Source organism: Rickettsia endosymbiont of Oedothorax gibbosus (genome assembly GCF_936269705.1).
Classification (GTDB): domain Bacteria; phylum Pseudomonadota; class Alphaproteobacteria; order Rickettsiales; family Rickettsiaceae; genus Tisiphia.
Genome location: NZ_OW370493.1, coordinates 1,944,331 through 1,968,890, shown reverse-complemented (window position 1 = coordinate 1,968,890; position 24,560 = coordinate 1,944,331). Strand labels below are relative to the sequence as shown.

The following is a 24,560-nucleotide window of genomic DNA, read 5'->3' as shown; positions in this document are numbered from 1 at the left end:
AGATATAGATGAAATAGTAATAGATAAAAGGATTGTCAAAAAGGAGTGCCTGCAGTATTTATATTTTTAAACAAAAAAACAAACTACAGGCATGAAAAAAGATATCACAGAATTATATAGTTTTATAGATGATTTTTGTAAAATTTATTTGGAGTATGAACAGAGAAAGTTATTACCATCAAATAAGCAAAGAAATCGCTGTTGTAGCATGAGTCTAAGTGAAATGTTAACAATAATAATTATGTTTCATACATCCTATGCTAAGAATTTTAAATTTTTCTATAAAAGTTATATAGAGTGCATGCATAAGGATGATTTTCCCAAAGCCTTGAGTTATAATAGATTTGTTGAATTAATGGCACGATTATTCATACCGCTAAATATGTTGATTCATTTGTTGTTTGGTGAGGAAACAGGTATTTATTTTATTGACTCTACAACGATTAAAGCTTGTCACAATAAAAGGCGTTATAGCAATAAAGTTTTTAAAGGATTAGCCAAACATAGTAAATCCTCTATGGGGTATTTTTATGGTTTTAAATTACATGTAATAATCAATAATAAAGGGGAGTTTATGGCATTAAAAGTGACCAAAGGCAATGTAGATGATAGGGTTCCAGTACCGGAGTTAACAAAAAGATTAACTGGAATTATAGCAGCTGATAAAGGTTATATTAAGCAAAATTTGTTCTTAAATTTATATGAAAGAGGCTTAAAAATGATTCATGGAATTAAGAAGAATATGGAAAATAAATTAATGGATTTGAAAGAAAAAATCTTACTTCGAAAGCGTAACTTAATTGAAACAGTTTTTGATTATCTAAAAAATAAAATGAACCTTGAACATACTAGACATAGATCACCAATAAATGCCTTTGTCCATATATTATCTACTCTTGTTGCTTACTCATTAAAGAAAAATAAACCTTCAACAAAATTTGATTTTAATCTACATGTTCACAATATCCTTATCCCGAATTGACGTAGAGTACCGATTTTAGAGGGAGCAAATAGCCCTCCTGAGATAGAGATTGAATATGTTTCACCACTATCCAGGGCACAGAAAACATCAGCAATATCCAGCGTTGAGCAAGTATTAGGTTTTTTTCAACGAAGTGGAATCAGTAACTTTTTTCCTGAGATTTATGATAATATCAACTGGGATGAATGTTTTAAACTATTTTTTGAGCTGCGAGGAGCCCCAAGCTCAATCCTGAAGAACGAGCAAGAAGTATTACAAATCAGACAACAACGTAAGATGATGCAAATGCAACAGCAACAACAACAGATATAAGGGTAAGAAAGAATGAAACTATCAATTAACTCCTCATCCTCATTACCTTTATTAACAAAAGAGCAGTTAAAATCAATTTATTACAAGCTTTTTAGTGGAGAAGATGGTAAAATAGTATTAGAGGATTTAGCACAAATGAGTGGCATATATCGTAGCAATTTCGTTCGGCAAGAAAGTGATTACACAGCCTTTCTTGAAGGGCATCGAGCTTTATTCCTATACATATGCTCACAAGTTTCAGAAGATGATGGAATTGATAATATCGATGGTACTAATGAATCAGATAAATAATGGCGATATTTAGTAACAATTAAGAGGTTATATTATATGTTTTTATCAAAGTTTCTTGACCCTAAAAATGATTTTTGTTTTCGCCAAATTTTTGGTACTGAAAAGAATAAAGATATACTTGTTCATTTTTTAAATGATGTTCTCAAGTGTAAAGGAAATGAGCAAATAATTGAGGTGACATTTTTACCAACTATCCAAGACCCTGATATTGCTATTTACAGAAAGTCCATAGTTGATGTGTTATGTAAAGATCAACACGGTAATCAATTCATAGTAGAGATGCAGGTAAGTAAGCATCCAGGATTTGAGAAGAGAGCCCAATATTATGCAGCTAAAGCATATTCTCAGCAAATACTTGAGGAAGATGAGAAACACAAGAAACTGGCAGTATACGCCAAATTAAAAGGAGTAATATTTTTAGCGATAGCGGATTTTGTGATGTTTAGCGATAAAAAACATTGGAAATCAGAACATCGTCTTTTAGATACAGAGAGCTATGCCCATGATTTAAAAGATTTTTACTTTGTTTTTTTAGAGCTTGAGAAATTTAAAAAAACTATTGATGAGCTAAAGAGTATTGAAGAGAAGTGGATGTATTTTTTCAAGCATGCAGGAGATAGTAAATTAACCTTAACAGAAATAGAGAATTTAATAGGTAAAGATGAAATTATTAGGAGAGCCTTTGGGGCTGTAGACCAAGCTAGCTGGTCAGAAGCAGAGCTTAACACCTATGAGCAAAGAACAAAAGCCTATTTTGATAATTTAGCGGTAGAACAGCAACAAATTGAAGATGCTGAAGCTAGAGGCAAAGCTGAAGGTATTGAAGAAAAAGCTATAGCCATGGCAAAAAAAATGTTGGATAAAAAAAAGCCAATAGATGAAATCATTGAATTTACCGGGCTAATCCTTGAAGAAATAGAGAAGTTAAAAGAAGAAATGGAAACGTTGAAAGAAGAATAAGCAGATGAGTAAAGAATTAATTGCCAATAACTATGAAACTAGCCCTACTTCCTCTGGTAGTGATTGGCTAGCTAACATGCCTGAGGAAATACGTAAAGCTGAGTCACTGGGTAAATTCAAGGATGTCTCATCTTTAGCTCAGAGCTATTTGGAAGCAGAAAAAAGCTTAAATCAGCGAGTTGCTGTGCCAAAAGATGACAGCTCTGATGATGAGTGGCATAAATTCTATTGCCGTTTGGGATTGCCTGAAGATAAGAAATATACTGATAAACGCTCCAAGGAAGATGAGGAGTATTTAACTCGTTATGAAGATATGTTTTACCAAAGCGGATTATCTAAAAGGCAAGGTGAGAAGCTGCTTAATTCTCTGTATGGTTTTTCGCAGGATTTACAAAAACAGCAACAAAATGCTATCGAGCAAACACGTAACTCTCACATTGATTTGCTGAAACGCAATTATGGTGAAGGTTTTGACAGTAAAATGACAGTGATGCAGGCAGCCTTATCTAAGTTTGGTACTAAAGAGCTGGCTGGATTAATTGAAGACTCACATTACGCACCAGCTTTAGTTGATTTATTAGTACGAGTCGGTGAAACTTTAAAATCTGACTCGTTAGTAATTGGCAAAGAGCTACCTGGCATTAACAGCCGAGAGGCGGCATTGTCAGAGATAGATAAACTTGATTCTGACCCCGAGTTTGTGGTAAAATTAAGGAGTAAAGAGCATACGGGACATGAACAAGCTGTTAAACGTATGCAACAATTATACAAGATCGCTTATGATAAGACACAATAAAAAATAACGTAACCAAGCAATCATTAAAGTCATGAAGTAGGTGACAACTCATTTAAGGCTGCAACTTCGCAATAACCTATCATAAAAGAGCCACTAATAACATATATACCCGAAAGGTTGTTGGCTGCATAGAGGACAACGACCAGCTTAAGTTTTTGTTGATTTGAGTATAAATGATATCACACTTTAAATATTGATAGATTATTTGAGGAGAAAAGAAATGGAACAAATAACAGATGGTCTTAAAGAACAATTTGCCAAAAATATCAGCCTAGTTATTCAACAAGAAGGTTGTAAACTAAGAAAATGCGTTACAAATGGTACGCAGGATACTGAGGTAATTAGCTTTGAGTCAATGACTACCCATGAGGTGGAGAGTAGAAATCGACGGGCAATTGATCCTGATGATCATTTACATGGACATTATACTGATGGTGGAGACCCTGGTAGATTAGAACAAATAGAATTTAAAATTCCAACTATTTCAAGAAGGTTTTTGACGGCTTCTGCCTATCATTGGAACGCTACCATGGATAGGAACGATAAGTTGAACCTATTAACTGACCCTACTTCACATTTTCCTAAAATGGCAGGTTGGGCAATGGGTAGACAACAAGATAGAGTAATTATTAGTGCTTTTGCAAGTCCAGTTCGAGCAGGAAGGACAGGCAACAATGTTGTTAACTTTGACGTAGCTAATAATGTGGTACCAGTAGGAATTAGGGTTACTGATGTTAATTTAGGCTTAAATGCTCAAGCTGCAGTTGCCGTCAATAGAGGGGGCATCCAGCAAAAGAGAGCAGGACTGACTGTTGACAAACTAATAAAAGCTCATCATATCTTAAAAAAACGCTTTTTTGGTATGTATGATAAATTATACTTATTGTGCTCAAGCAATCAAATTTCAGACTTACTACGTGATCCACAAATTACCAATTATGACTATAATAACGTTAGAGCCTTAGTAAGTGGTGAAGTTAATAGTTTCTTAGGATTTACTTTTATTACTAGCGAGATGCTGGGTGGTATATTTGATAATACTGGGGATGCTAATCAATCTAGATATGCTGTTAGAGATTGCTATGCCTTTAATGAAGGAGCCATAAGATTTAATACGGTTAGTGGTTCTAACAAGAAGGGTATTGAAGAGCTGGTACAATACCACTATGCCAAGGTATTATATTACAGTGAAGCATTTGGAGCTAGCCGTGATAATGAACAAGCAGTAGTGGTCATTAAATGTTTAGAGGACTATGACTGCACCAGCCATCATGGTGAATTGTGGAAAGCAATAGCTAATGAGAATCACCGGAAAGGCTTACATAGCATAACAATGCCATGGCAGATGTTTGGCAATCAATGCCGGAATAGTGATAATAGTGAGGATATTACTGATAATGATTTAGCAGTAATTGCCAACAATAATTTAGCTACGCAAGTACTGGTCATGAGAAGAGCTGCTACTGTTGATGCTGCTGCCGGTGTTGGTGGTGTTGGTGATAATGTTGTTGAGGATGATGGTGATGGTGGTATTGTTGAGAGTGAGAATGAAGATGGGTAACTACAAAATTGATTCAATAGTGTAATTATTGTGAAATATGAGATTATCAAAAAGGCAGTAGTAGTACTTGGGTCAAATTGTGGTATTAGTAGCATTGGTGGTGGCAGAATATCAAAAGCCGAGGAATTAAGTGAGGAGTTTGTTAATCCTGCTATTGAAGATACTGTACTAATGGTTAAATGGTCATTTGCATTACGGAGAGTTGATAATATCGAAGGTAATAGACAAAACTTTACCGAAATACCGAATATTAATGATTGTATTAAATGTGCTGTAATAGTGCCATCTAACCTACAATTTTATACAGAGACAGGTAAGATTTACTTCAAGGGTGGTAAACTTACCTCACTGTTTTATTACAGCAAAAACATTGTTGATAATTTATTAGAGAATGATCCAACTATTTGGCAACAAGTACCTGCCAGCTTTAAATTACTGGCAGCTTTATCATTAGCCTCACAAGTGTCATTTGCTATGTATTCCGATAGTGTGTTTACTGATGGACTAAAGAAACAATATTTGATCAAATTGGAAGAAACAAGAAGGATTTATGCGGTTGATTATAATCTGATTAATTCCGGTGAAGTATGATATTTGAATAATCAAATTACGTTAAGTTATGCAACAAGAACAATTTGTTTACTCACAAAAAAACAACTTCTCAGGTGGTGAGCTTACTCCGACCATTGAAGGGAGAACTGAGCTGGTATTGTATCAGAATGGTGTTAAGAAGCTGATTAACTTCATGCTGTTACCATCAGGTGGCATTATGCGTAGACATGGGACACAATTTGTCCATTTGTTTAATGATAATGTGCCAAAGAAAATGGCAGCAGTGATGTTCTCAAGGAAGTTATCCTACTTACTAGTTTTTGAATCGCATAAGTTACATACTAATTGCTTATTTTTTGTTGGTGGTGAGTTATTGCTAACCAATAAAATTATTAAGGATGATGGGCAAGATTTTCATTTTCGTCCTAAGGATTTTTCTTATGTAGTGTTCCAAGGGATTGCTTATATTTCCTTCGGTGATAAGAGACCGATCTTTAAATTCTCCGTTGATCCGCAAATTGTTGAGCAATTTTACCAATATATTAGCGAACAGGCAAGCAAAAGACAGGTAGAATATGGTGAAAGAGCTGAGATAGCTTCAAGTAGTAGCTATGAGCTATCCAGTAATTTTCCTGGTAAAGATAGAATGTTTATTATTGAACCACTAAAATGCCAAGTTAATTATTTTACTACAGGACAAACTGGACAAGCTACTAAGATACAGAAACCTTTTAATGAGGTAATTTATGGAGCAGAAGTAGATAAAATTAATGATGAGCTAAAAGCTCTTTATCAGCGAGCAGCAAGTTTATCATATGTTAATCAATCCCCCATCTACCAAGCCCAGCAGGAGAAATTATATTGCACTTCAGTGGTTACTTTTGAAAACCGATTATGGTGTTTTGGGGTTAATAAGAATATTCATGCAATTTGGGCAAGCTATAAGGGAGATTTTAGTGATTTTAGGATGGCATATAGGACTTTACTAGAAGCCCGTAATCCTTTAACTGCTTTTTCGGCAACTTTTTCTTCTGCTACTTTTGATAATGTTCTATGGTCGGTACCTTTTGCTGATGAATTGTTACTCGGTACTAGTGATGGTATTTATTTAGTGAAAGAAGGAGATCGAGCTAAAGGGGAGTTTGTCAAAATCCATAAAGAGATTGAGTTGCCGGTATCACCACTGAAACCAGTAGTGATCGGTAAGACCATCTTTTTTGTTGAAGGTAATGGATGTAAAATCAATAGCTTGTATTATTCACAAGAAAAAGGTGGCTTTCAAATATCAGATATAACTGCCTATGCTGAGCATATATTTGCTGGTGGTATTAGACAAATTGTCGGCTGTAACAGTCCATTTTCGATGATAGTGGCGGTGCTAAAAAATGGCTCTTTTGCAATTTTTATCTATTCGCAAGATTTAAAAATTATGGGCTGGTCACAACATTGGCTGGGTGGTAATGGTCAAGTATTAGGCATTACGCCGATCTATGCTGAAAGTGCTGATATGTTATATTTGCATGTTCGGAGAAGTGATGATACTGGTGTAAGCAGTAAAGAATATCTAGAAGTGCTGCAAACTCGTTATTTTTCTGCCAAGCATTTTGTTACCGATAGAGCAGTTTATGCTGATTGTCATGTAAATATCCTGCAGCCAGGAGAGAATGCTGCTTACCGTTCAATTATGCAAGCGTTAAAGGATGATAGTGCTTATGAGTTTAGAGGTGATATAACCAAGCTAGAGCATATTGTACAGGCTCAAGCAGAAAATATCTTGAGAGTTAAGTTAGATAATGCTGGTGATTCTTTTAAATACAAAAACAGGCACATTGCTAATTATGATGAACATAGACCCGAGATAGAAAGTTTTTTACAAAAATATTATAAAAATTATTTACCTAAGATTATGAATATTTTGGCGATATCTTTTGCCTATCATCGAATATTCTCACGTATTTATGCTGAAATAGATAATCTATTTTCCGGTCATCCTGAAAGTTTAGTGGTAATCGAGCAATTATTATATGATGGTGAGCGTCTTGGTGGTGATATTATTGAAACCACAGAAGCACTAAATAAAATTGATGTACCAGCTATTTTAAGAGATGGTGGCTTAATGGAATATCTGCCTAATAGTGCTTTTTCCTTTCGTCCAACTATTTGTCTGCAAATAAAAAAACTAAATACTGAGCTAATAAGGTTCATCGCTGGCACGGTGCAAGATATTATGGCAAATGCTAAGCAAAATATTAATCTACAGTTTGAAGTAAGTAGAGAAATACAAGAGATGCGGTTAGCGGCTATTCACATCAATAAAAGAATGTTATTATATTATGCTCAGCAGGATAGTGACAATAATAAAGAATTGCTAGTTAACATAAAAAAGTTTTTTACCAAAACTGTAGTGGATTTTTACCAGGAACTGCTAAATATCGCTCATCCAAAACTGACTAAATATATATTTGGTGAAGAGATTAAACAACTAATTAGCCGACAAATAATAGAGTTAGATCAACATACTAGCAAACAACAAATAAATGATAAATTATCAACCATTACTAACCAATTAATTGATAAATTACAACAAATACATAATGACAACAAGATTAATGAGCTAAGCAATTTCAAAAGACGAGAAGAAATAGTTGATTGTTTAAGGAGTATCATACTTGATAAACAATTAAGTAAAGATGTTAGAGAATATATTTTGTCTGATAATTTTAATCAAACTATCGATGAGATGATAGATGAAGTAGCATACAGGCTGGGAAATGCTGAAAGACTGAACTTACCACCAACGGAAGGAAGTAGAGAGCGTAGAGCCTCATTATCTTCATCCTATTCCTCATCTTCTATTCGCAGCGAAGAAGATTACACTGAAACGTTAGCTGATAGAATATTTGAGCAAATGCAAGAGCTCAAAGAAGGACTAGCTTATTTTCAGCGTAACATTATTGAATATTGTCAGTTAATCATGCCAAGCTTTCATCCAGCTTTATTGAAAGATATTCTTGAGGATGAGAAGAGCATAAAATTAGAGAAATATTTACTTTTATCAAAAAGATATTTTCCAGTTTTTAAAAAACTATTTCCTGATATTGGAGGTTATGAACTAAGTAGTATAGCTGGAAACTGCTTGCCATCATTCCAGCAAATAAATATTGCCACTATATTGCCAATTTTTCAGAAAATTGCTGTATCTATTATTGGTGATGAAGAATTACATGATTTAAAGATTATTGATAATGAGCTGATTAAGCTAAAACATCCGGTAAGACATTTGTCGGTAGGTTTTCCTTATTCTTCGATATTACAGACTTTTCCTTTGATATTTCCGGATGAATACGAGCATGTTCCGAAAAAAGATGCGGAACTTGGATTGAAGGTCTTTAATAGTAAAGGTGGTTATATTGAAGAAAGGCTTGATAATGGGCAAATAGATAGGCAACATATTAATAGTAGATATTTAGATAGTGATGCGTTGATTAGATTGGTTAATGATAAGAAATATTTAACAACATCAACAGCTACTAAAGAAGTATGTGACTTATTTGCCACTCCTTATCAATCAGGTTGGGTAAATTTTATTATGCACGGAGAAATTAAAACTGATATTGATGTTATTTTTAAGGTCGATAAGCCTTATCCCGTTAGTATATTAAAAATCTATGCCAAGGCAAAGATTTTACCAAATTATAAGGGTAATTGATGAATGAGCGAGAGACCCCCACTAACCACAGGGGTCATAACACTGTACCTACGTTCCTCAGTCAATGTTGCAAGTAGCAATCGGTAATGCCCTAATTCTTCGAAAGAATCGACTGCTAAAAATGCCTACCCGTTAGGCAGATTTTTCAGTACATTACACAACTAATACTAGTTATAATGTAACATATTCTTGCAACAAATTAAATAGCTAAAAATCTTTAAAAGGTAAAAAATAGCAATGTTTGATTTTCTAAATTTTTTCTCGAGTGGAGCGAGTATATTTGCTACAGGAGCATCTTTATTTAATACTTACTCCCAACTAAGAAGTAATAAAGAAAAAACTAAGCAATCCTTATATGAACAACAGCATTTATTGAGACAACAACAGGAGAATGTCAGGTTTGACCGTCAACAACTAATAGAAAGAACTGCGGAATATGGAGCAATATCAAGTTATCATGTTGATATGTTGAGGCAAGAACAGTTATATAATCGCCAGCAGCTGGGCTATAATATCCTGAAAACTGGTATTGGTATAACTGGTACTGATTCAGCTGGCTTATTACTACGACATATGGCTTATATGGACGAGATGAAGGCAAGAAGTGTAGAAGCTGAACATTTTCACCAAAGACCAAGATCAAACTTAAACACGGTAATGATTGATTTAAATAAGGAAGCAATTAACCGTAATATTAGTTCGATCAGGTCAGCTTCGCCTTGGCAAAATCTTGGTACGGTTTTAAGCGGGATGTCTGATCTTGCTAGGATATCAAGAAGTAATGAAGGGATAACAGACAAGTAAAAGGGAAGTAATAAAAAAAGATGAAATGGCAAGTTATAGCAGGTATAAGTCAGCAGATTAATGAAGAAGCTAAAGGCTATTTGGTACGTAAACTGGAGAAAGATTCCAGCGTAGAAATGCCAAATTTATGGGCAGACTTTATTAAAGATACCACTACGCACTTGCATCAATCACAGAGCAATATTGAAGTAGCTAGTGATAACAAAACTGGTGGTTTTAACTGTTTGACACAATTTGATGAATTTCATCCGGATTTTTCAGAAAACAACAAACCGTTTATCGAGTATTTTTTAGGCAAGTATGATAAGCGGGCTGTAAATTATCTGCAACAAGCCAAGAACAGACTAACCAAGCGTATGTTGCAAGCTAAGATTAATGACTACCGAATATCTTTAATTGGGCAAATAAGTCATACAGAAGCCAAGCTGATTGATGGTAAACGTAACCATTTAGCAATTGAAGCTATTGAAAAGTTAAAGAATGCTACTTATGATAACCCACAGCTTTATACTAGTAACTTACAAGATATCATGATAGCTATTAACTCTCTGTCATTACTGCCGCAAGAGCGAGAACAAATGCTAATTAATGCCAAACAAGCTTTAGCATTTGCCTCAGCACTAGGTACTTTAAAGCATTCGCCAGATGCTTTATTAAATCCCAATATAGTTGCTGAATGGAAAGAAGATTTATCGCTTGAACAGAGGATAAAGCTAGAGGGGCAAGCAAATAATCTATTACATCATCAGCAATTACTGAGACAACATCAACTTAGTTCGCTTACCAATGCCCATTTGCATAGCAATTATCTTTTATCTAAATTTTCAAAAAAATATTTATCTAAATAATAAAACAACGTTTTTGTTGAATAAGTTTATGGCAAACTTCAAGTAGCTTACGCATACAAGCAACTATCGCAACTTTCTTAGGTTTAAAATTATTAACAAGCCTATTGTATAAAGTTTTTAAATATTGAAAACCATTTTTGCCAGTTAATACCGCCATGTATAAAGCATCCCGTGGTATTTTTCTGCCTCCCCTAATAAATCTTCGTCCTTGCTTATTACCACTATCACGGGCGTACGGAGCTATCCCCACAATTGCTGACAATTCATTACTACTATAATTTTTATCCCCTAATTCAGGTACAAAACTAATTAGTTTTGTAGCCAAACATTTACCAATACCAGGTACAGTCTCTAATATTTTTACCTTCTCTTTTAACTCTTCTGACTCATCTATTGTTTTGTTTAACTTCTTATCAAGCTCAGCTATTTCATTTTGTAAGAATTTAATGTGTTTTTCTATACTATCTTTATCAATACCATCAATACTATGATGTAGTCTTTTCTTTTCATTGCTAAGCATTAATACTAAATCTTCTCGTCTTTGCTTATATCTCTTCAAATTCTCTGATTCAACTTGATATATATAATTCGCTGAAAGCTGCATCTTATCACCATAATATGCTAATTTAAATGCATCCTTCCTATCAGTTTTACACAAATTTACCGATTTACTAAAAGAATTAAAACTATATGTATTGACCTTATGTATTTGTTGCTTATTATTATACAGCTTTTGACAAATCTCAGCTTCGTATCCTCCAGTGGGTTCACATATTATTAGCTTAATCTCTTGCTCTTTTGCTAATTTAATCACCTCTTCATGACCAGCTGCATCATTGGCAAAACGATGATATTTAGGTTTATCGCTTGTATTATATACACATATATCAAGCCATTGTTTACTTACATCTAGACCTATTATTTTACTCATGATATAATCTCCTTCGTCTTATTGTGCAAGGCTGCTACTTCCAACACCTTCTGCAATTTGTTCAAAGCAAACTTTGTAAGAGGGTACTTATTCTATGCTCGATTATCTCAATCAAGTACCCCTCAAATCACCCTCTTACCATTACTTATATCATAATTTAAAGATATAAGTACCCTACAATTTTTGTAAAGATGGTATTAGGATAGAAAAAAGTTTTTGTTTGGGAGGTATTAATAATGTGGATATTAGCTGCGTTATGGCTGTTGTAGATTGATAAAAAGCATTTTTGATATGATCAAAGCCATAGGTAAATAATGAAAACAATTGTCTTTCAATGGTTTTGTACCGTTTTATTCGGATGGGATTTAAGGCATTTTACGTCAATTCGGGATAAGGATATTGTGAACATGTAGATTAAAATCAAATTTTGTTGAAGGTTTATTTTTCTTTAATGAGTAAGCAACAAGAGTAGATAATATATGGACAAAGGCATTTATTGGTGATCTATGTCTAGTATGTTCAAGGTTCATTTTATTTTTTAGATAATCAAAAACTGTTTCAATTAAGTTACGCTTTCGAAGTAAGATTTTTTCTTTCAAATCCATTAATTTATTTTCCATATTCTTCTTAATTCCATGAATCATTTTTAAGCCTCTTTCATATAAATTTAAGAACAAATTTTGCTTAATATAACCTTTATCAGCTGCTATAATTCCAGTTAATCTTTTTGTTAACTCCGGTACTGGAACCCTATCATCTACATTGCCTTTGGTCACTTTTAATGCCATAAACTCCCCTTTATTATTGATTATTACATGTAATTTAAAACCATAAAAATACCCCATAGAGGATTTACTATGTTTGGCTAATCCTTTAAAAACTTTATTGCTATAACGCCTTTTATTGTGACAAGCTTTAATCGTTGTAGAGTCAATAAAATAAATACCTGTTTCCTCACCAAACAACAAATGAATCAACATATTTAGCGGTATGAATAATCGTGCCATTAATTCAACAAATCTATTATAACTCAAGGCTTTGGGAAAATCATCCTTATGCATGCACTCTATATAACTTTTATAGAAAAATTTAAAATTCTTAGCATAGGATGTATGAAACATAATTATTATTGTTAACATTTCACTTAGACTCATGCTACAACAGCGATTTCTTTGCTTATTTGATGGTAATAACTTTCTCTGTTCATACTCCAAATAAATTTTACAAAAATCATCTATAAAACTATATAATTCTGTGATATCTTTTTTCATGCCTGTAGTTTGTTTTTTTGTTTAAAAATATAAATACTGCAGGCACTCCTTTTTGACAATCCTTTTATCTATTACTATTTCATCTATATCTTATCCCGAACTGACGTAAATTACATGTAATAATCAATAATAAAGGGGAGTTTATGGCATTAAAAGTGACCAAAGGCAATGTAGATGATAGGGTTCCAGTACCGGAGTTAACAAAAAGATTAACTGGAATTATAGCAGCTGATAAAGGTTATATTAAGCAAAATTTGTTCTTAAATTTATATGAAAGAGGCTTAAAAATGATTCATGGAATTAAGAAGAATATGGAAAATAAATTAATGGATTTGAAAGAAAAAATCTTACTTCGAAAGCGTAACTTAATTGAAACAGTTTTTGATTATCTAAAAAATAAAATGAACCTTGAACATACTAGACATAGATCACCAATAAATGCCTTTGTCCATATATTATCTACTCTTGTTGCTTACTCATTAAAGAAAAATAAACCTTCAACAAAATTTGATTTTAATCTACATGTTCACAATATCCTTATCCCGAATTGACGTAATGTGACTTTTTTCAATATCAAAACCACCGCTTTTTAGGTGCAAAAATAGTCGTTCAACACTCCAACGAAATTTATATAAAGCAAAAATATCTTGCTCTATTTCAATTGAAGACACCAGAACCATCAGCTCGCTCTTATCATTTCTATATGCGGTAAAATTAACCTTTCTATTCCATAATATACCACTACAAGCCCTATACTCTAAGGCTTTAACATCACTAAATATTCTTTCAATGGTTAAAGTTCTTAAACCTTTTGTAAGACGAATTTTATGATCCATTTTTAATGGAATAACAAACTTTATACCAATTGCAATAATTAACGCAGTGGTGTAAAATGGGTTTTTAACTGATAAAGGTACTCAAATGGCTAGGTTAATATTACCACAAGGTTTTCATGGTCATGATTTTATAAAAATGATGAAACATGAGCCGCATGGTCGAAATCGTATACGTTTATTGGCGATGTATCACCTTCAATTAGGCAAATCTTTAAAAGCCATATCTGAAATAGTGAAGTCACACTGGAAAACTGTGCAATCATGGCTCAGAAGATTTAGGAATCATGGTTTTGAAGGATTATTTGAATCACAAAGAAGCGGCGCCCCTAGGAAGATTAACACTATACAAGAGTCTGCTCTTTTTGATAAAATCAATACGCTCAGTGAAAGTAAAACTGGTGGGTATATAACTGGAAAGGAGCTACATATCATGTTACTTGAGGAATATGGTGCTAAATGCGCTTTAAAAACAGTCTACAATACTATGCACCGCCTTGGTTTTAGCTGGATTACTTCTCGTTCAATGCATCCAAAGTCAAATCAAGAGACTCAAAATACATATAAAAAAACTTCCCAGACATGTTAACAAAATTATTACCAAAAAATATCGATAGATGTAAAGTTGATATATGGTCTCAGGATGAAACTCGAGTTGGGCAACAAGGTAGCTTAACTCGTATATGGGCTAAGCGTGGCACTAGACCCCGTAAAGTTCGGCAACAGCAATTCATTTCAACATATATTTATGGAGCTGCTTGCCATGATACAGGAGAAGCTTTTGCATTAATTTTACCATATGCAAACACACAGGCAATGAATAAATTCTTAGAAGAGCTTTCTCGCAGTATTCAAGGCAACCGACATATAGCTTTACTAACGGATAATGCAGGTTGGCACACAGCCAAAAAACTAACTGTGCCAAGCAATATCACTTTGATACCGCTTCCGCCCTATGCACCGGAACTTAATGCAATGGAACAAGTTTGGGAATGGATCAAAAATCATTTCTTGTCTAACCAATGTTATGGTGTATATGAAGATATCGTCACTATGGCTTGTTACGCTTGGAATCAATTTGCTCATAATGTAGATTTAGTAAAATCAATTATGTATAGAGACTGGATAAACACACCGTGTTAATTATTGCAATTGGTATTACCATACCAACCAAACATTTTAATCTTGATTTATTTCCGTCTATATATAAAATCAATTCTTGAAGTATTATATTATGCATTTTGTTATAAAAATACCTACCTTATACTACTTCACACCACTCTAAATCAACCATTCTTCTTCATCTTCTCAAAATTGTAGGGTACTATAGTTTCTTTGGTACGGATGATCAGAACACTTCTTGGGATAATCCTAAGGGGAATAATCTTCTTTTATTAGCAATAGCTGTGGCAAGCTTTGCAGAAGAAGGTAATAAAGATATCGCAAGGCAGTTGACTAATGTTATATTAGAAGACGCTCAAAAAAAATTACAAGAAGCAGAGTTTAGTGAATTTATTAATTTTCGTTATGGTAATGGTACTCCGGAAGCTTATAATAGCTACAGCATAGGTTATGATAACACTCCCTTAACTTTATCCATTAAAGAGGGGCTTCTTCCTGTCGCTAGTGAATTAGTAAAATTGCAAGCTGAAGTTAACGTTTCTTGTGGTTATGCTAAGTTTTCACCGCTACATTTAGCGATTTTACATTATGCAGTAAACCCGACTGATTCTTTAATGGGAGAGTTAATTAAAGAGTTAGTAAATAATGGGGCAAATATTGCTACTAAAGATGAATATGGGCATAGTGCAAAGGACTTGCTTCGATATAAAGGCTTGGGAATAGAAGATTTACATTTATTCACTATTAACAACCAAGGTCTTAAAGACACCGCCAACCCAAAAGCCGGGCAAAAATATTCTTTTAAGGAGTTAGTAGCAAATAAAGATGTAGTAGAATTTTTGCTAGATAAAGGGTTTAATGAAGATCAACTTGAACCTAATTGGACTAATACAAATTTATTCAAGCAATTCTTAAACGAAAAGCGAGAAGAAAACGGTAATAAATATATTATTGCTAGAAAGATGAAGAAAATACTTCAGCAAATGCTTCAGAAGATCATTTTGCTGATGCAGTGTTACACGTCCTTGGTTTTGATACTGATCCTAATCTAAGAAAATTAGTTAATAGTTTCTCCGAGGTTCTTTATGGGTATGATCTTAATAATACGATTAATGGTGTTTTAGATAATCTTTCGCATCGTTCATTTGTTGATCTTTCTAATAGTTCTGATAGTCTAGAGATAAACAAATTAGCTGAGTTGTTGGGTGAAGTAACTGTTCAGTAATTATAAATTTTAAAATATTAGTTTTAAAACAAGATATGGTTGCAATTATCAAGGTAATCTTTTTTCAAATTTGTGGGGTATATGAATCGTTTAATATTATTAATTTTGTTTAGTATTTCTTTTTGTTTAATTGGACAAAGAGTCCTGGCTGCTGAAATAAGAATAGGGGTGCTAAAGCAGGACGTAAATTTTCGGTATGAAAAAGGCATTGCCATTAATCTCGAGTATTTATTTAGTGAAAAATACAAATTTTGGGGTGGTTATCCTCATATAGGAGCGGATATTAGCACTGGTAGATATACAAGTAGTTTTTATAGTGGGCTTACTTGGCATTTTGATATGACAGAATTTATATTTTGTGAGCTAAGCCTTGGAGGGGCGTTTCATAATGGGGAATTGAAAAAATCACCAAAACAACGAGCCTTGAAAAAACGTCCATTAGGATCAAGGCTGTTATTTAGAGAAAGTCTTAGTTTAGGGGTAAAGCTTAATGAAATACATGCAATTTCACTAATTCTTGACCATATTTCTAATGCTGATATTGTAGGGCCTAATGCAGGGTTGACTAATTTAGGCATACGATATGACTATAAATTTTAAGCAAAGCAATCCAAAATAATCATTTTCTTGGATTGCTTTGTTGCTACTATTAGCTCTATAGTCAATTGATGAGAAGTTGGGGACGTTGTCGCTCAATGCTTGCCTATTACTTATAGGCATCGCTCCTAGCCCCAAATTCTCTTGAATTGACTATAAAATATAATGGAGTGGAAAAATGAAAGATATTACTACTGATTATTCAGAGTTAAAGGTAGATAGTATAAGGGATCATTTGGTTGAGCGTGTTGAATCACTGCCCATAGACCCGCCGGATACTAAAAAAGCTCTTATACAAAATATACTCAACACCCCTAAAAGCTCTGTTAACCCAAAGGATAGCTTGCAGAAAGCTGTTGTAATAATAGACATAATGGCAAAAGTTGTATTGCCGCATTCGAGTGATTTTCTACAAGGTGCCCATATAATAGTTGAAGATAATGGGAGTATGTATGATAAATTAAAAGATCTAGGGCTGGTTAAAGAACGTTTTTCTTCTCACCATAGGGGCAATAAGGCTGAGTCCGATACGTCAATTCAAGCTGGCGAAATATTTAGAGAATTTTTAGTTGGCAAAACAAAAGATGGTAAGACATGGTTTCAGTTAGAAGCTCATTCTATCGGTGGGATTAAAAATTTTGTAAAACATATGGTAGATTATATAACTTAACCTGAGTTTGACGTAAGCACCAAACAAAATGCTAAGCATTATGTAATAACATAAACAAACTGTTGGTGGTGAGCTATGGTAAAAATAAAACCTTCTTTCAAACTAGTGTGTTAGGAGAAAGAATATTTGAAAAGTAAGAAGGGAGGGATTATAAAGTTCTCGAATAATAACAACAAAATTGGAGAATATATTATGATCCCTCTTACGGAGATTTTCGGCTTAATTGATGATTTTTGCAAGCATTTTGATACGGAGCAAAATAAATATATATTACCAAATCCTAACCGTAAGCGTAAAGTAGTTTGCAGTATAGGACTCTCAGAGATTATTACTATTATAGTAATGTTTCACTTGAGTCACTACCGTACCTTTAAAGATTTTTATTTATGCTGCCTATGGAGTCTGTCCTATAGTTTGTGTAAGTTGCAAAGAAAGCAGTAAGAGATTACTGTAAAAAAAGTAACTTAAGCAAGCAAGGAGGAATTATGGCTAAAAAATTAGATACAGATAAAGATACATTAAACATCAGTAATCAGCTAGTAGAAGAATTATTATCAAAAGCAGATCCATCGGAGTTATTTGGTCGAGATGGTTTATTTCAACAGCTAAAGAAGCAAATAGTTGAGAAAATATTAGCAAGTGAGTTGGATCATGAATTAGGATATTCAAAACATAGCAAGATGGCAAAAGTAGATAATAATCGTCGTAATGGTAGCTATGAGAAGACAGTAATTGATGGGGATGGTCGTAAGCTGACAGTAGAAGTACCAAGAGATCGGGAAGGAGAGTATAATCCTCAATTAATACCAAAAGGGCTGAGGAGATTTAATGGATTTGATGAGAAAGTGATATCCCTTTATGGTCGCGGTATGACAGTCAGCGAGATCCGAGGGCATTTAGAAGAAATATATCAAACTGATGTATCTGGTGACTTGATATCCACCATAACAGATGGGGTAATAGAAGAAGTAACTAGGTGGCAAAATCGTTGTTTAGATAGGGTGTATCCAATATTATACTTGGACTGTATCTATGTAAAATCTAGAGACAATCACATAGTAATAAATAAAGCAGTATATTTAGCACTTGCTGTAAATATAGAAGGGAAAAAGGAGTTACTTGGCATTTGGATAGGCAAAAATGAAGGTGCTAAATTTTGGATGCAAGTAGTTACTGAGTTAAAGAATCGAGGAATTGAACAAATTTATGTTGCTTGTGTGGATGGTTTAAAGGGCTTTCCAGAAGCTATAAGCAGTGTATTCCCGAGTACTATAGTACAATTATGTATTGTACATATGGTTCGCAATTCAGTAAAGTATGTGTCATATAAAGATTTAAAAGAGGTCACATCAGATCTAAAACAAATTTATACAGCTAATAATGACGAAATGGCACGTTTAAAACTTCAGCAATTTGGTGTAAAATGGGATAAAAAATATCCGGTAATTTCTGATATTTGGCAACGTAATTGGTCTGGGATAATACCGTTTTTTGCCTTTCCTGAAGAGAACAGAAAGGTAATTTATACTACTAACACTATAGAATCTGTAAATCGTCAAATTAGAAAAATTATCAAAAATAAGGGGGTGTTTCCAGATGATAAGTCAATTCAAAAAATAATATTTTTATCCCTACAAAATGCAGCCAAAAAATGGACCATGCCTATTAAAGATTGGTCTTTAGCTTTAAATCAATTTGAAATACTTTGTGGAGATTTTAAATATGATTTATTGGAAAATAAAAAATGAACTTACACAAATTAAATGATTGACTCTGCCTATGTCAAAGTTATAGAAAGGAATTTCCAAAACTTGTGAGCTATAGTCGTTTTGTTCAGTTAATGCCAATGAGCTTCATGCCCATGGTATTACTGCTAAAAAGCCTATCAGGAAAACAAACTGGTCAATATTATATCGACTCTACTAAACTTCCTGCTTGCCATAATTTAAGAATTAATAGACATAAAGTATTCAAAGACATAGCAAAAAGAGGTAAGACTTCCACTGGGTGGTTCTTTGGTTGTAAGCTACATATTGTCATTAACAGTTGCGGAGAGATTATGAGTTTTTCTTTAACTCCAGGAAATGTTGATGATAGAGCAGTGGTAGAAAATTTAGTAGATAAATTACAAGGCTGGCTTTTTGGTGATCGTGGGTATATCAGTAAAAAACTCACTCAATCTATAATGGTTCCAATATTTTGGACAGAAAAATAAGAAAAATGAGATAGAATTCTTTAGCAAACAAGGAGAGCTAGAGATGAAAAAACAAGTAAGGCAATATAGTGCTGAGGAGAAAGCCAAAATTGTCATAGAAGCAATTAAGGGAGAGCTAACAATAGCCCAGATAACCAGTAAGTATGGTGTTCATGCAACACAGATCAGCAACTGGAAAAAACAAGGTCTTGAGTTGTTAGTACAAGGTTTTAAGAATAAAACACAGAGTGCTGATCCAAATCAGCAGGGGTTAATCAAGAATCTATATGAGCAAATTGGTCAGTTAAGCGTTGAGTGTGATACCAATTGCAATAATTAACGCAGTGGTGTAAAATGGGTTTTTAACTGATAAAGGTACTCAAATGGCTAGGTTAATATTACCACAAGGTTTTCATGGTCATGATTTTATAAAAATGATGAAACATGAGCCGCATGGTCGAAATCGTATACGTTTATTGGCGATGTATCACCTTCAATTAGGCAAATCTTTAAAAGTCATATCTGAAATAGTGAAGTCACACTGGAAAACTGTGCAATCATGGCTCAGAAGATTTAGGAATCATGGTTTTGAAGGATTATTTGAATCACAAAGAAGCGGCGCCCCTAGGAAGATTAACACTATACAAGAGTCTGCTCTTTTTGATAAAATCAATACGCTCAGTGAAAGTAAAACTGGTGGGTATATAACTGGAAAGGAGCTACATATCATGTTACTTGAGGAATATGGTGCTAAATGCGCTTTAAAAACAGTCTACAATACTATGCACCGCCTTGGTTTTAGCTGGATTACTTCTCGTTCAATGCATCCAAAGTCAAATCAAGAGACTCAAAATACATATAAAAAAACTTCCCAGACATGTTAACAAAATTATTACCAAAAAATATCGATAGATGTAAAGTTGATATATGGTCTCAGGATGAAACTCGAGTTGGGCAACAAGGTAGCTTAACTCGTATATGGGCTAAGCGTGGCACTAGACCCCGTAAAGTTCGGCAACAGCAATTCATTTCAACATATATTTATGGAGCTGCTTGCCATGATACAGGAGAAGCTTTTGCATTAATTTTACCATATGCAAACACACAGGCAATGAATAAATTCTTAGAAGAGCTTTCTCGCAGTATTCAAGGCAACCGACATATAGCTTTACTAACGGATAATGCAGGTTGGCACACAGCCAAAAAACTAACTGTGCCAAGCAATATCACTTTGATACCGCTTCCGCCCTATGCACCGGAACTTAATGCAATGGAACAAGTTTGGGAATGGATCAAAAATCATTTCTTGTCTAACCAATGTTATGGTGTATATGAAGATATCGTCACTATGGCTTGTTACGCTTGGAATCAATTTGCTCATAATGTAGATTTAGTAAAATCAATTATGTATAGAGACTGGATAAACACGCCGTGTTAATTATTGCAATTGGTATGACTGGCTCAAAAAAAAATCTGCATTGTTTGGAATTAAAGGTTAGGTGTAATATGATAGAGCCTAATCATAATAAGTTAACAATTGTACAACAGTGTAAGTTATTGGATATTAGCAGGTCAACCTATTACTATCAACCTACTGGTATTAGTGAACAAGATATCAAGATTATGGCAATAATTGATGAGACCTATACTATGCATCCATATTATGGTATGCGGCGGATGGCTAAATATTTACAAGCCCAAGGTTTTTCGGTAGGTAGTAAAGCTGTTAGACGTTACTACAAGATAATGGGTCTTGAAGCTGTTTATCCTAAAATAAATTTAAGCAAGAGGAATCAAGCGCATAAAATATATCCTTATTTACTAAAAGGATTAGAAATAGTATTGCCAAACCAGGTTTGGAGTGCAGATATAACGTATATAAGACTGAGCCAAGGGTTCGTATATTTAGTAGCTATTATTGACTGGTATAGTCGTTATATTCTAAGTTGGCGAATCTCCATTAGTTTGGAAAGTGAATTTTGTGTAACAGCCCTTGAAGACGCTATAGAAAAATATGGTATGCCAAAAATATTTAATACTGATCAAGGAGTACAATTTACCTCGGAGAATTTTATTAGTATGCTAAAGCTACATAATATCTTGATTAGTATGGATGGTAAGGGACGAGCCTTAGATAATATTTTTATTGAACGTTTTTGGCGATCATTAAAACAGGAAAAAATTTATCGGATTATTTTAACAACAGTAAAGGAGGCAAAGACAGCAATTAACGAATATATGGACTTTTATAATAGACAAAGGATGCATCAAGCTTTGGATTATAAAACTCCAGAATGTGTATATTTTGAAAAAAATATTGTATAAAAACAACAATTTAATTTTTGTGAATTATATCTCTATTTATCTAAATTTTTGTCTAGACAAAGGGGACCACCTTAATCCCTTGCTAATCAAGGTTTAGAACTAATAACAAAAATTAAAAGTAATATGAAAGAAAGAATAATAGATCCTATTAAAAAGCGGTTTTTAAATAAAAGGTATATTATTGAAACCATTAACGATCAACTAAAAAACCTTTGTCATATAGACCATACAAGGCATAGATCTGTTATGAATTTTCAAACTAACGTATTAGCTGGACTGCTTGCCTATGTTTTTAAGCCTAATAAAATTTCTGTAGCTTTTGGAAAATTAAACAATCTCAACCTTCCTCTTACATCAAACTGAGGTTAATTAGTATATACTAAAATTATCTAAGGATAATAGTACAGTCAATTCAGGAGAATAGGGTAGTAGGAGTGATGAGTGACGACGTCACCAATTTCTCATCAATTGACTATATCTTCTATGATTTGAGGATTATATATAATATTTCATAGCAATTATCTTTTATCTAAATTTTCAAAAAAATATTTATCTAAATAATAAAACAACGTTTTTGTTGAATAAGTTTATGGCAAACTTCAAGTAGCTTACGCATACAAGCAACTATCGCAACTTTCTTAGGTTTAAAATTATTAACAAGCCTATTGTATAAAGTTTTTAAATATTGAAAACCATTTTTGCCAGTTAATACCGCCATGTATAAAGCATCCCGTGGTATTTTTCTGCCTCCCCTAATAAATCTTCGTCCTTGCTTATTACCACTATCACGGGCGTACGGAGCTATCCCCACAATTGCTGACAATTCATTACTACTATAATTTTTATCCCCTAATTCAGGTACAAAACTAATTAGTTTTGTAGCCAAACATTTACCAATATTAGGTACAGTCTCTAATATTTTTACCTTCTCTTTTAACTCTTCTGACTCATCTATTGTTTTGTTTAACTTCTTATCAAGCTCAGCTATTTCATTTTGTAAGAATTTAATGTGTTTTTCTATACTATCTTTATCAATACCATCAATACTATGATGTAGTCTTTTCTTTTCATTGCTAAGCATTAATACTAAATCTTCTCGTCTTTGCTTATATCTCTTCAAATTCTCTGATTCAACTTGATATATATAATTCGCTGAAAGCTGCATCTTATCACCATAATATGCTAATTTAAATGCATCCTTCCTATCAGTTTTACACAAATTTACCGATTTACTAAAAGAATTAAAACTATATGTATTGACCTTATGTATTTGTTGCTTATTATTATACAGCTTTTGACAAATCTCAGCTTCGTATCCTCCAGTGGGTTCACATATTATTAGCTTAATCTCTTGCTCTTTTGCTAATTTAATCACCTCTTCATGACCAGCTGCATCATTGGCAAAACGATGATATTTAGGTTTATCGCTTGTATTATATACACATATATCAAGCCATTGTTTACTTACATCTAGACCTATTATTTTACTCATGATATAATCTCCTTCGTCTTATTGTGCAAGGCTGCTACTTCCAACACCTTCTGCAATTTGTTCAAAGCAAACTTTGTAAGAGGGTACTTATTCTATGCTCGATTATCTCAATCAAGTACCCCTCAAATCACCCTCTTACCATTACTTATATCATAATTTAAAGATATAAGTACCCCACACTTTTATAAAAGCCGATCCTGATGGGGTAAATTCAAGATCAAAAATCTTAAAAAGAAAGATATAAAAACATTTTTAGATAAATAAGAAGCCGTAATATCTTAAATAGTTAGTTAGAGTAGTAATAAGAAATGTCTGTTTACCGCATCAGGATAGGCTTTTATAAAAGTGTGGGGTACTATGATAATATTTACTAATTTCATAATTTTTCATTTCTTCAACAAAACTATTAATCCATAATTTAAATTGAATATTATTGCCTGGATGTTTTGGGTCTGTTTTATTTAAAATGCCATGAATATGATGTCCATTACCGCCTTTTCTTTGAATCACTATACTTTTACCGACAAGTAAATTACCATTTGAGGTAAATGTAATTGTGTAATCTAAATGTTTTAATATATCAGTCATTGAATAAATACGCATCATACTATCTTCTCGTTCATATAATACTAATATTTCACGGGATTTTTTATACGACATTGACCAATCTATCATCTCTTTTATTATTGGTTTAAATATACAGCTGACTTTTTCTTGTTCTTCGATTGAAAATAATTTAACAGTTTTTGAATTTTTTGCCTTCTCAATAAATAAATTTTGTAAATACTCGATACAATCTAAATTGAACTTTTTACAAAAAATAGCTAAAGTTGTTCTTGTAAGTTGGTTATAAGCCACACTCTTTTTATAAGCTTTAATACTTGCATCAATGTTTCTGCCGCAAGCAAATTCTAATTTAACATCAACTTTTTCATTATGAATACCGTTATTTATTGCTGTTACCAATCTACTATCAATAGCAAAGACATTTTGAATTGCCTTTACTACATCAGTGAGATCAATAATTGAATTTTTAAAAAGAGTTTCGACATTTTTACCTATATATGCATTTCTATTATTCATAA

27 protein-coding genes and 4 pseudogenes are annotated in these 24,560 nt (G+C 33.2%); 24 read left to right on the top strand and 7 right to left on the bottom strand.

The features are described from left to right. The first annotated feature begins 91 nt into the window (after positions 1–91). From NBW66_RS10845 to NBW66_RS10805, 10 genes are all read left to right on the top strand, one after another. Positions 92–982 (top strand): IS982 family transposase, encoded by an 891-nt coding sequence (locus NBW66_RS10845; RefSeq protein WP_250310582.1) that lies wholly within the window; start codon positions 92–94, stop codon positions 980–982. A gap of 12 nt (positions 983–994) precedes the next feature. After that, positions 995–1,294, top strand: coding sequence for a portal protein (locus tag NBW66_RS15095; protein ID WP_410525835.1), 300 nt, complete (start codon positions 995–997; stop codon positions 1,292–1,294). Positions 1,295–1,306: 12 nt separating this feature from the next. After that, positions 1,307–1,585, top strand: a complete 279-nt coding sequence (locus tag NBW66_RS10840) for a Bbp19 family protein (RefSeq protein ID WP_250310985.1) — start codon at positions 1,307–1,309, stop codon at positions 1,583–1,585. A 36-nt stretch (positions 1,586–1,621) separates the two neighbouring features. Next, positions 1,622–2,545: an Rpn family recombination-promoting nuclease/putative transposase gene (locus NBW66_RS10835; protein ID WP_250310984.1), complete on the top strand. Its 924-nt coding sequence runs from the start codon at positions 1,622–1,624 to the stop codon at positions 2,543–2,545. Positions 2,546–2,549: 4 nt separating this feature from the next. After that, positions 2,550–3,341, top strand: coding sequence for a hypothetical protein (locus tag NBW66_RS10830; protein ID WP_250310983.1), 792 nt, complete (start codon positions 2,550–2,552; stop codon positions 3,339–3,341). 220 nt (positions 3,342–3,561) lie between these two features. Beyond that, positions 3,562–4,902, top strand: a complete 1,341-nt coding sequence (locus tag NBW66_RS10825; protein ID WP_250310982.1) for a phage capsid protein — start codon at positions 3,562–3,564, stop codon at positions 4,900–4,902. 30 nt (positions 4,903–4,932) lie between these two features. Beyond that, on the top strand, positions 4,933–5,493 hold the full coding sequence (locus NBW66_RS10820; RefSeq protein WP_250310981.1) for a hypothetical protein: 561 nt from the start codon (positions 4,933–4,935) through the stop codon (positions 5,491–5,493). Positions 5,494–5,521: 28 nt separating this feature from the next. After that, complete coding sequence (locus NBW66_RS10815; protein WP_250310980.1) at positions 5,522–9,163, top strand: phage tail protein; 3,642 nt, start codon at positions 5,522–5,524, stop codon at positions 9,161–9,163. 237 nt (positions 9,164–9,400) lie between these two features. Beyond that, on the top strand, positions 9,401–9,967 hold the full coding sequence (locus NBW66_RS10810) for a hypothetical protein (RefSeq protein ID WP_250310979.1): 567 nt from the start codon (positions 9,401–9,403) through the stop codon (positions 9,965–9,967). A gap of 20 nt (positions 9,968–9,987) precedes the next feature. After that, positions 9,988–10,815: a hypothetical protein gene (locus tag NBW66_RS10805; RefSeq protein WP_250310978.1), complete on the top strand. Its 828-nt coding sequence runs from the start codon at positions 9,988–9,990 to the stop codon at positions 10,813–10,815. Here the strand turns inward: NBW66_RS10805 and NBW66_RS10800 are convergent. The 3 genes from NBW66_RS10800 to NBW66_RS10790 form a co-directional block, all read right to left on the bottom strand. Then, a complete protein-coding gene (locus NBW66_RS10800) occupies positions 10,808–11,746 on the bottom strand; it encodes an IS110 family RNA-guided transposase (RefSeq protein ID WP_250310767.1) in 939 nt (312 codons plus the stop codon). The genes NBW66_RS10805 and NBW66_RS10800 overlap by 8 nt on opposite strands. 174 nt (positions 11,747–11,920) lie before the next feature. After that, complete coding sequence (locus tag NBW66_RS10795) at positions 11,921–12,070, bottom strand: hypothetical protein (RefSeq protein ID WP_250310699.1); 150 nt, start codon at positions 12,068–12,070, stop codon at positions 11,921–11,923. Positions 12,071–12,126: 56 nt separating this feature from the next. Further along, positions 12,127–13,017, bottom strand: a complete 891-nt coding sequence (locus NBW66_RS10790) for an IS982 family transposase (protein WP_250310582.1) — start codon at positions 13,015–13,017, stop codon at positions 12,127–12,129. 107 nt (positions 13,018–13,124) lie between these two features. On the opposite strand from NBW66_RS10790, the pseudogene NBW66_RS10785 reads away from it, so the two are divergent. Further along, positions 13,125–13,568: pseudogene (locus tag NBW66_RS10785) on the top strand (IS982 family transposase); the annotation flags it as partial. On the opposite strand, the gene NBW66_RS10780 reads toward NBW66_RS10785, so the two are convergent. Then, positions 13,536–13,853 (bottom strand): hypothetical protein, encoded by a 318-nt coding sequence (locus NBW66_RS10780; protein WP_250310977.1) that lies wholly within the window; start codon positions 13,851–13,853, stop codon positions 13,536–13,538. The pseudogene NBW66_RS10785 and the gene NBW66_RS10780 sit on opposite strands and share 33 nt — an antisense overlap. An 85-nt stretch (positions 13,854–13,938) precedes the next feature. Here NBW66_RS10780 and NBW66_RS10775 point away from each other — a divergent pair, with 85 nt between their 5' ends. Both NBW66_RS10775 and NBW66_RS10770 read left to right on the top strand, forming a co-directional pair. Beyond that, complete coding sequence (locus NBW66_RS10775) at positions 13,939–14,439, top strand: helix-turn-helix domain-containing protein (RefSeq protein ID WP_250310542.1); 501 nt, start codon at positions 13,939–13,941, stop codon at positions 14,437–14,439. After that, positions 14,433–14,993 (top strand): IS630 family transposase, encoded by a 561-nt coding sequence (locus NBW66_RS10770; RefSeq protein ID WP_250310543.1) that lies wholly within the window; start codon positions 14,433–14,435, stop codon positions 14,991–14,993. The genes NBW66_RS10775 and NBW66_RS10770 overlap by 7 nt, the downstream gene beginning before the upstream one ends. Here the strand turns inward: NBW66_RS10770 and NBW66_RS14650 are convergent. After that, positions 14,959–15,090, bottom strand: coding sequence for a hypothetical protein (locus NBW66_RS14650; protein WP_284346683.1), 132 nt, complete (start codon positions 15,088–15,090; stop codon positions 14,959–14,961). The two genes, NBW66_RS10770 and NBW66_RS14650, sit on opposite strands and share 35 nt — an antisense overlap. A gap of 166 nt (positions 15,091–15,256) precedes the next feature. Here NBW66_RS14650 and NBW66_RS10765 point away from each other — a divergent pair, with 166 nt between their 5' ends. The 11 genes and pseudogenes from NBW66_RS10765 to NBW66_RS10715 form a co-directional block, all read left to right on the top strand. Continuing rightward, positions 15,257–16,024, top strand: coding sequence for an ankyrin repeat domain-containing protein (locus NBW66_RS10765; RefSeq protein WP_250310976.1), 768 nt, complete (start codon positions 15,257–15,259; stop codon positions 16,022–16,024). A 254-nt stretch (positions 16,025–16,278) separates the two neighbouring features. Further along, the gene (locus NBW66_RS10760; RefSeq protein WP_250310975.1) at positions 16,279–16,797 is read left to right on the top strand and encodes an acyloxyacyl hydrolase; all 519 of its coding nucleotides are present in this window, start codon (positions 16,279–16,281) and stop codon (positions 16,795–16,797) included. A gap of 175 nt (positions 16,798–16,972) precedes the next feature. Next, positions 16,973–17,464, top strand: coding sequence for a hypothetical protein (locus tag NBW66_RS10755; protein WP_250310974.1), 492 nt, complete (start codon positions 16,973–16,975; stop codon positions 17,462–17,464). Between the two features lie 192 nt (positions 17,465–17,656). Next, a pseudogene (locus tag NBW66_RS10750) lies at positions 17,657–17,902 on the top strand (IS982 family transposase); the annotation flags it as partial. A 47-nt stretch (positions 17,903–17,949) separates the two neighbouring features. Further along, positions 17,950–19,212 carry an IS256 family transposase gene (locus NBW66_RS10745; RefSeq protein ID WP_250310691.1) on the top strand — a complete coding sequence of 421 codons (1,263 nt, stop codon included), beginning with the start codon at positions 17,950–17,952 and terminating at the stop codon, positions 19,210–19,212. A 26-nt stretch (positions 19,213–19,238) separates the two neighbouring features. Continuing rightward, a pseudogene (locus NBW66_RS10740) lies at positions 19,239–19,649 on the top strand (IS982 family transposase); the annotation flags it as partial. Positions 19,650–19,722: 73 nt separating this feature from the next. After that, a complete protein-coding gene (locus tag NBW66_RS10735; protein WP_250310971.1) occupies positions 19,723–19,998 on the top strand; it encodes a transposase in 276 nt (91 codons plus the stop codon). A 43-nt stretch (positions 19,999–20,041) separates the two neighbouring features. Then, the gene (locus NBW66_RS10730; RefSeq protein WP_250310970.1) at positions 20,042–20,542 is read left to right on the top strand and encodes a helix-turn-helix domain-containing protein; all 501 of its coding nucleotides are present in this window, start codon (positions 20,042–20,044) and stop codon (positions 20,540–20,542) included. Further along, on the top strand, positions 20,536–21,096 hold the full coding sequence (locus NBW66_RS10725) for an IS630 family transposase (protein WP_250310543.1): 561 nt from the start codon (positions 20,536–20,538) through the stop codon (positions 21,094–21,096). The genes NBW66_RS10730 and NBW66_RS10725 overlap by 7 nt, the downstream gene beginning before the upstream one ends. 14 nt (positions 21,097–21,110) lie before the next feature. Next, positions 21,111–21,983: an IS3 family transposase gene (locus NBW66_RS10720; protein WP_284346761.1), complete on the top strand. Its 873-nt coding sequence runs from the start codon at positions 21,111–21,113 to the stop codon at positions 21,981–21,983. A 75-nt stretch (positions 21,984–22,058) separates the two neighbouring features. After that, positions 22,059–22,346, top strand: a pseudogene (locus NBW66_RS10715) (transposase); the annotation flags it as partial. Between the two features lie 190 nt (positions 22,347–22,536). Here the strand turns inward: NBW66_RS10715 and NBW66_RS10710 are convergent. Both NBW66_RS10710 and NBW66_RS10705 read right to left on the bottom strand, forming a co-directional pair. Beyond that, on the bottom strand, positions 22,537–23,475 hold the full coding sequence (locus NBW66_RS10710; protein WP_250310967.1) for an IS110 family RNA-guided transposase: 939 nt from the start codon (positions 23,473–23,475) through the stop codon (positions 22,537–22,539). A gap of 324 nt (positions 23,476–23,799) precedes the next feature. Further along, a complete protein-coding gene (locus NBW66_RS10705) occupies positions 23,800–24,558 on the bottom strand; it encodes a hypothetical protein (protein ID WP_250310966.1) in 759 nt (252 codons plus the stop codon). Positions 24,559–24,560: the final 2 nt, after the last annotated feature.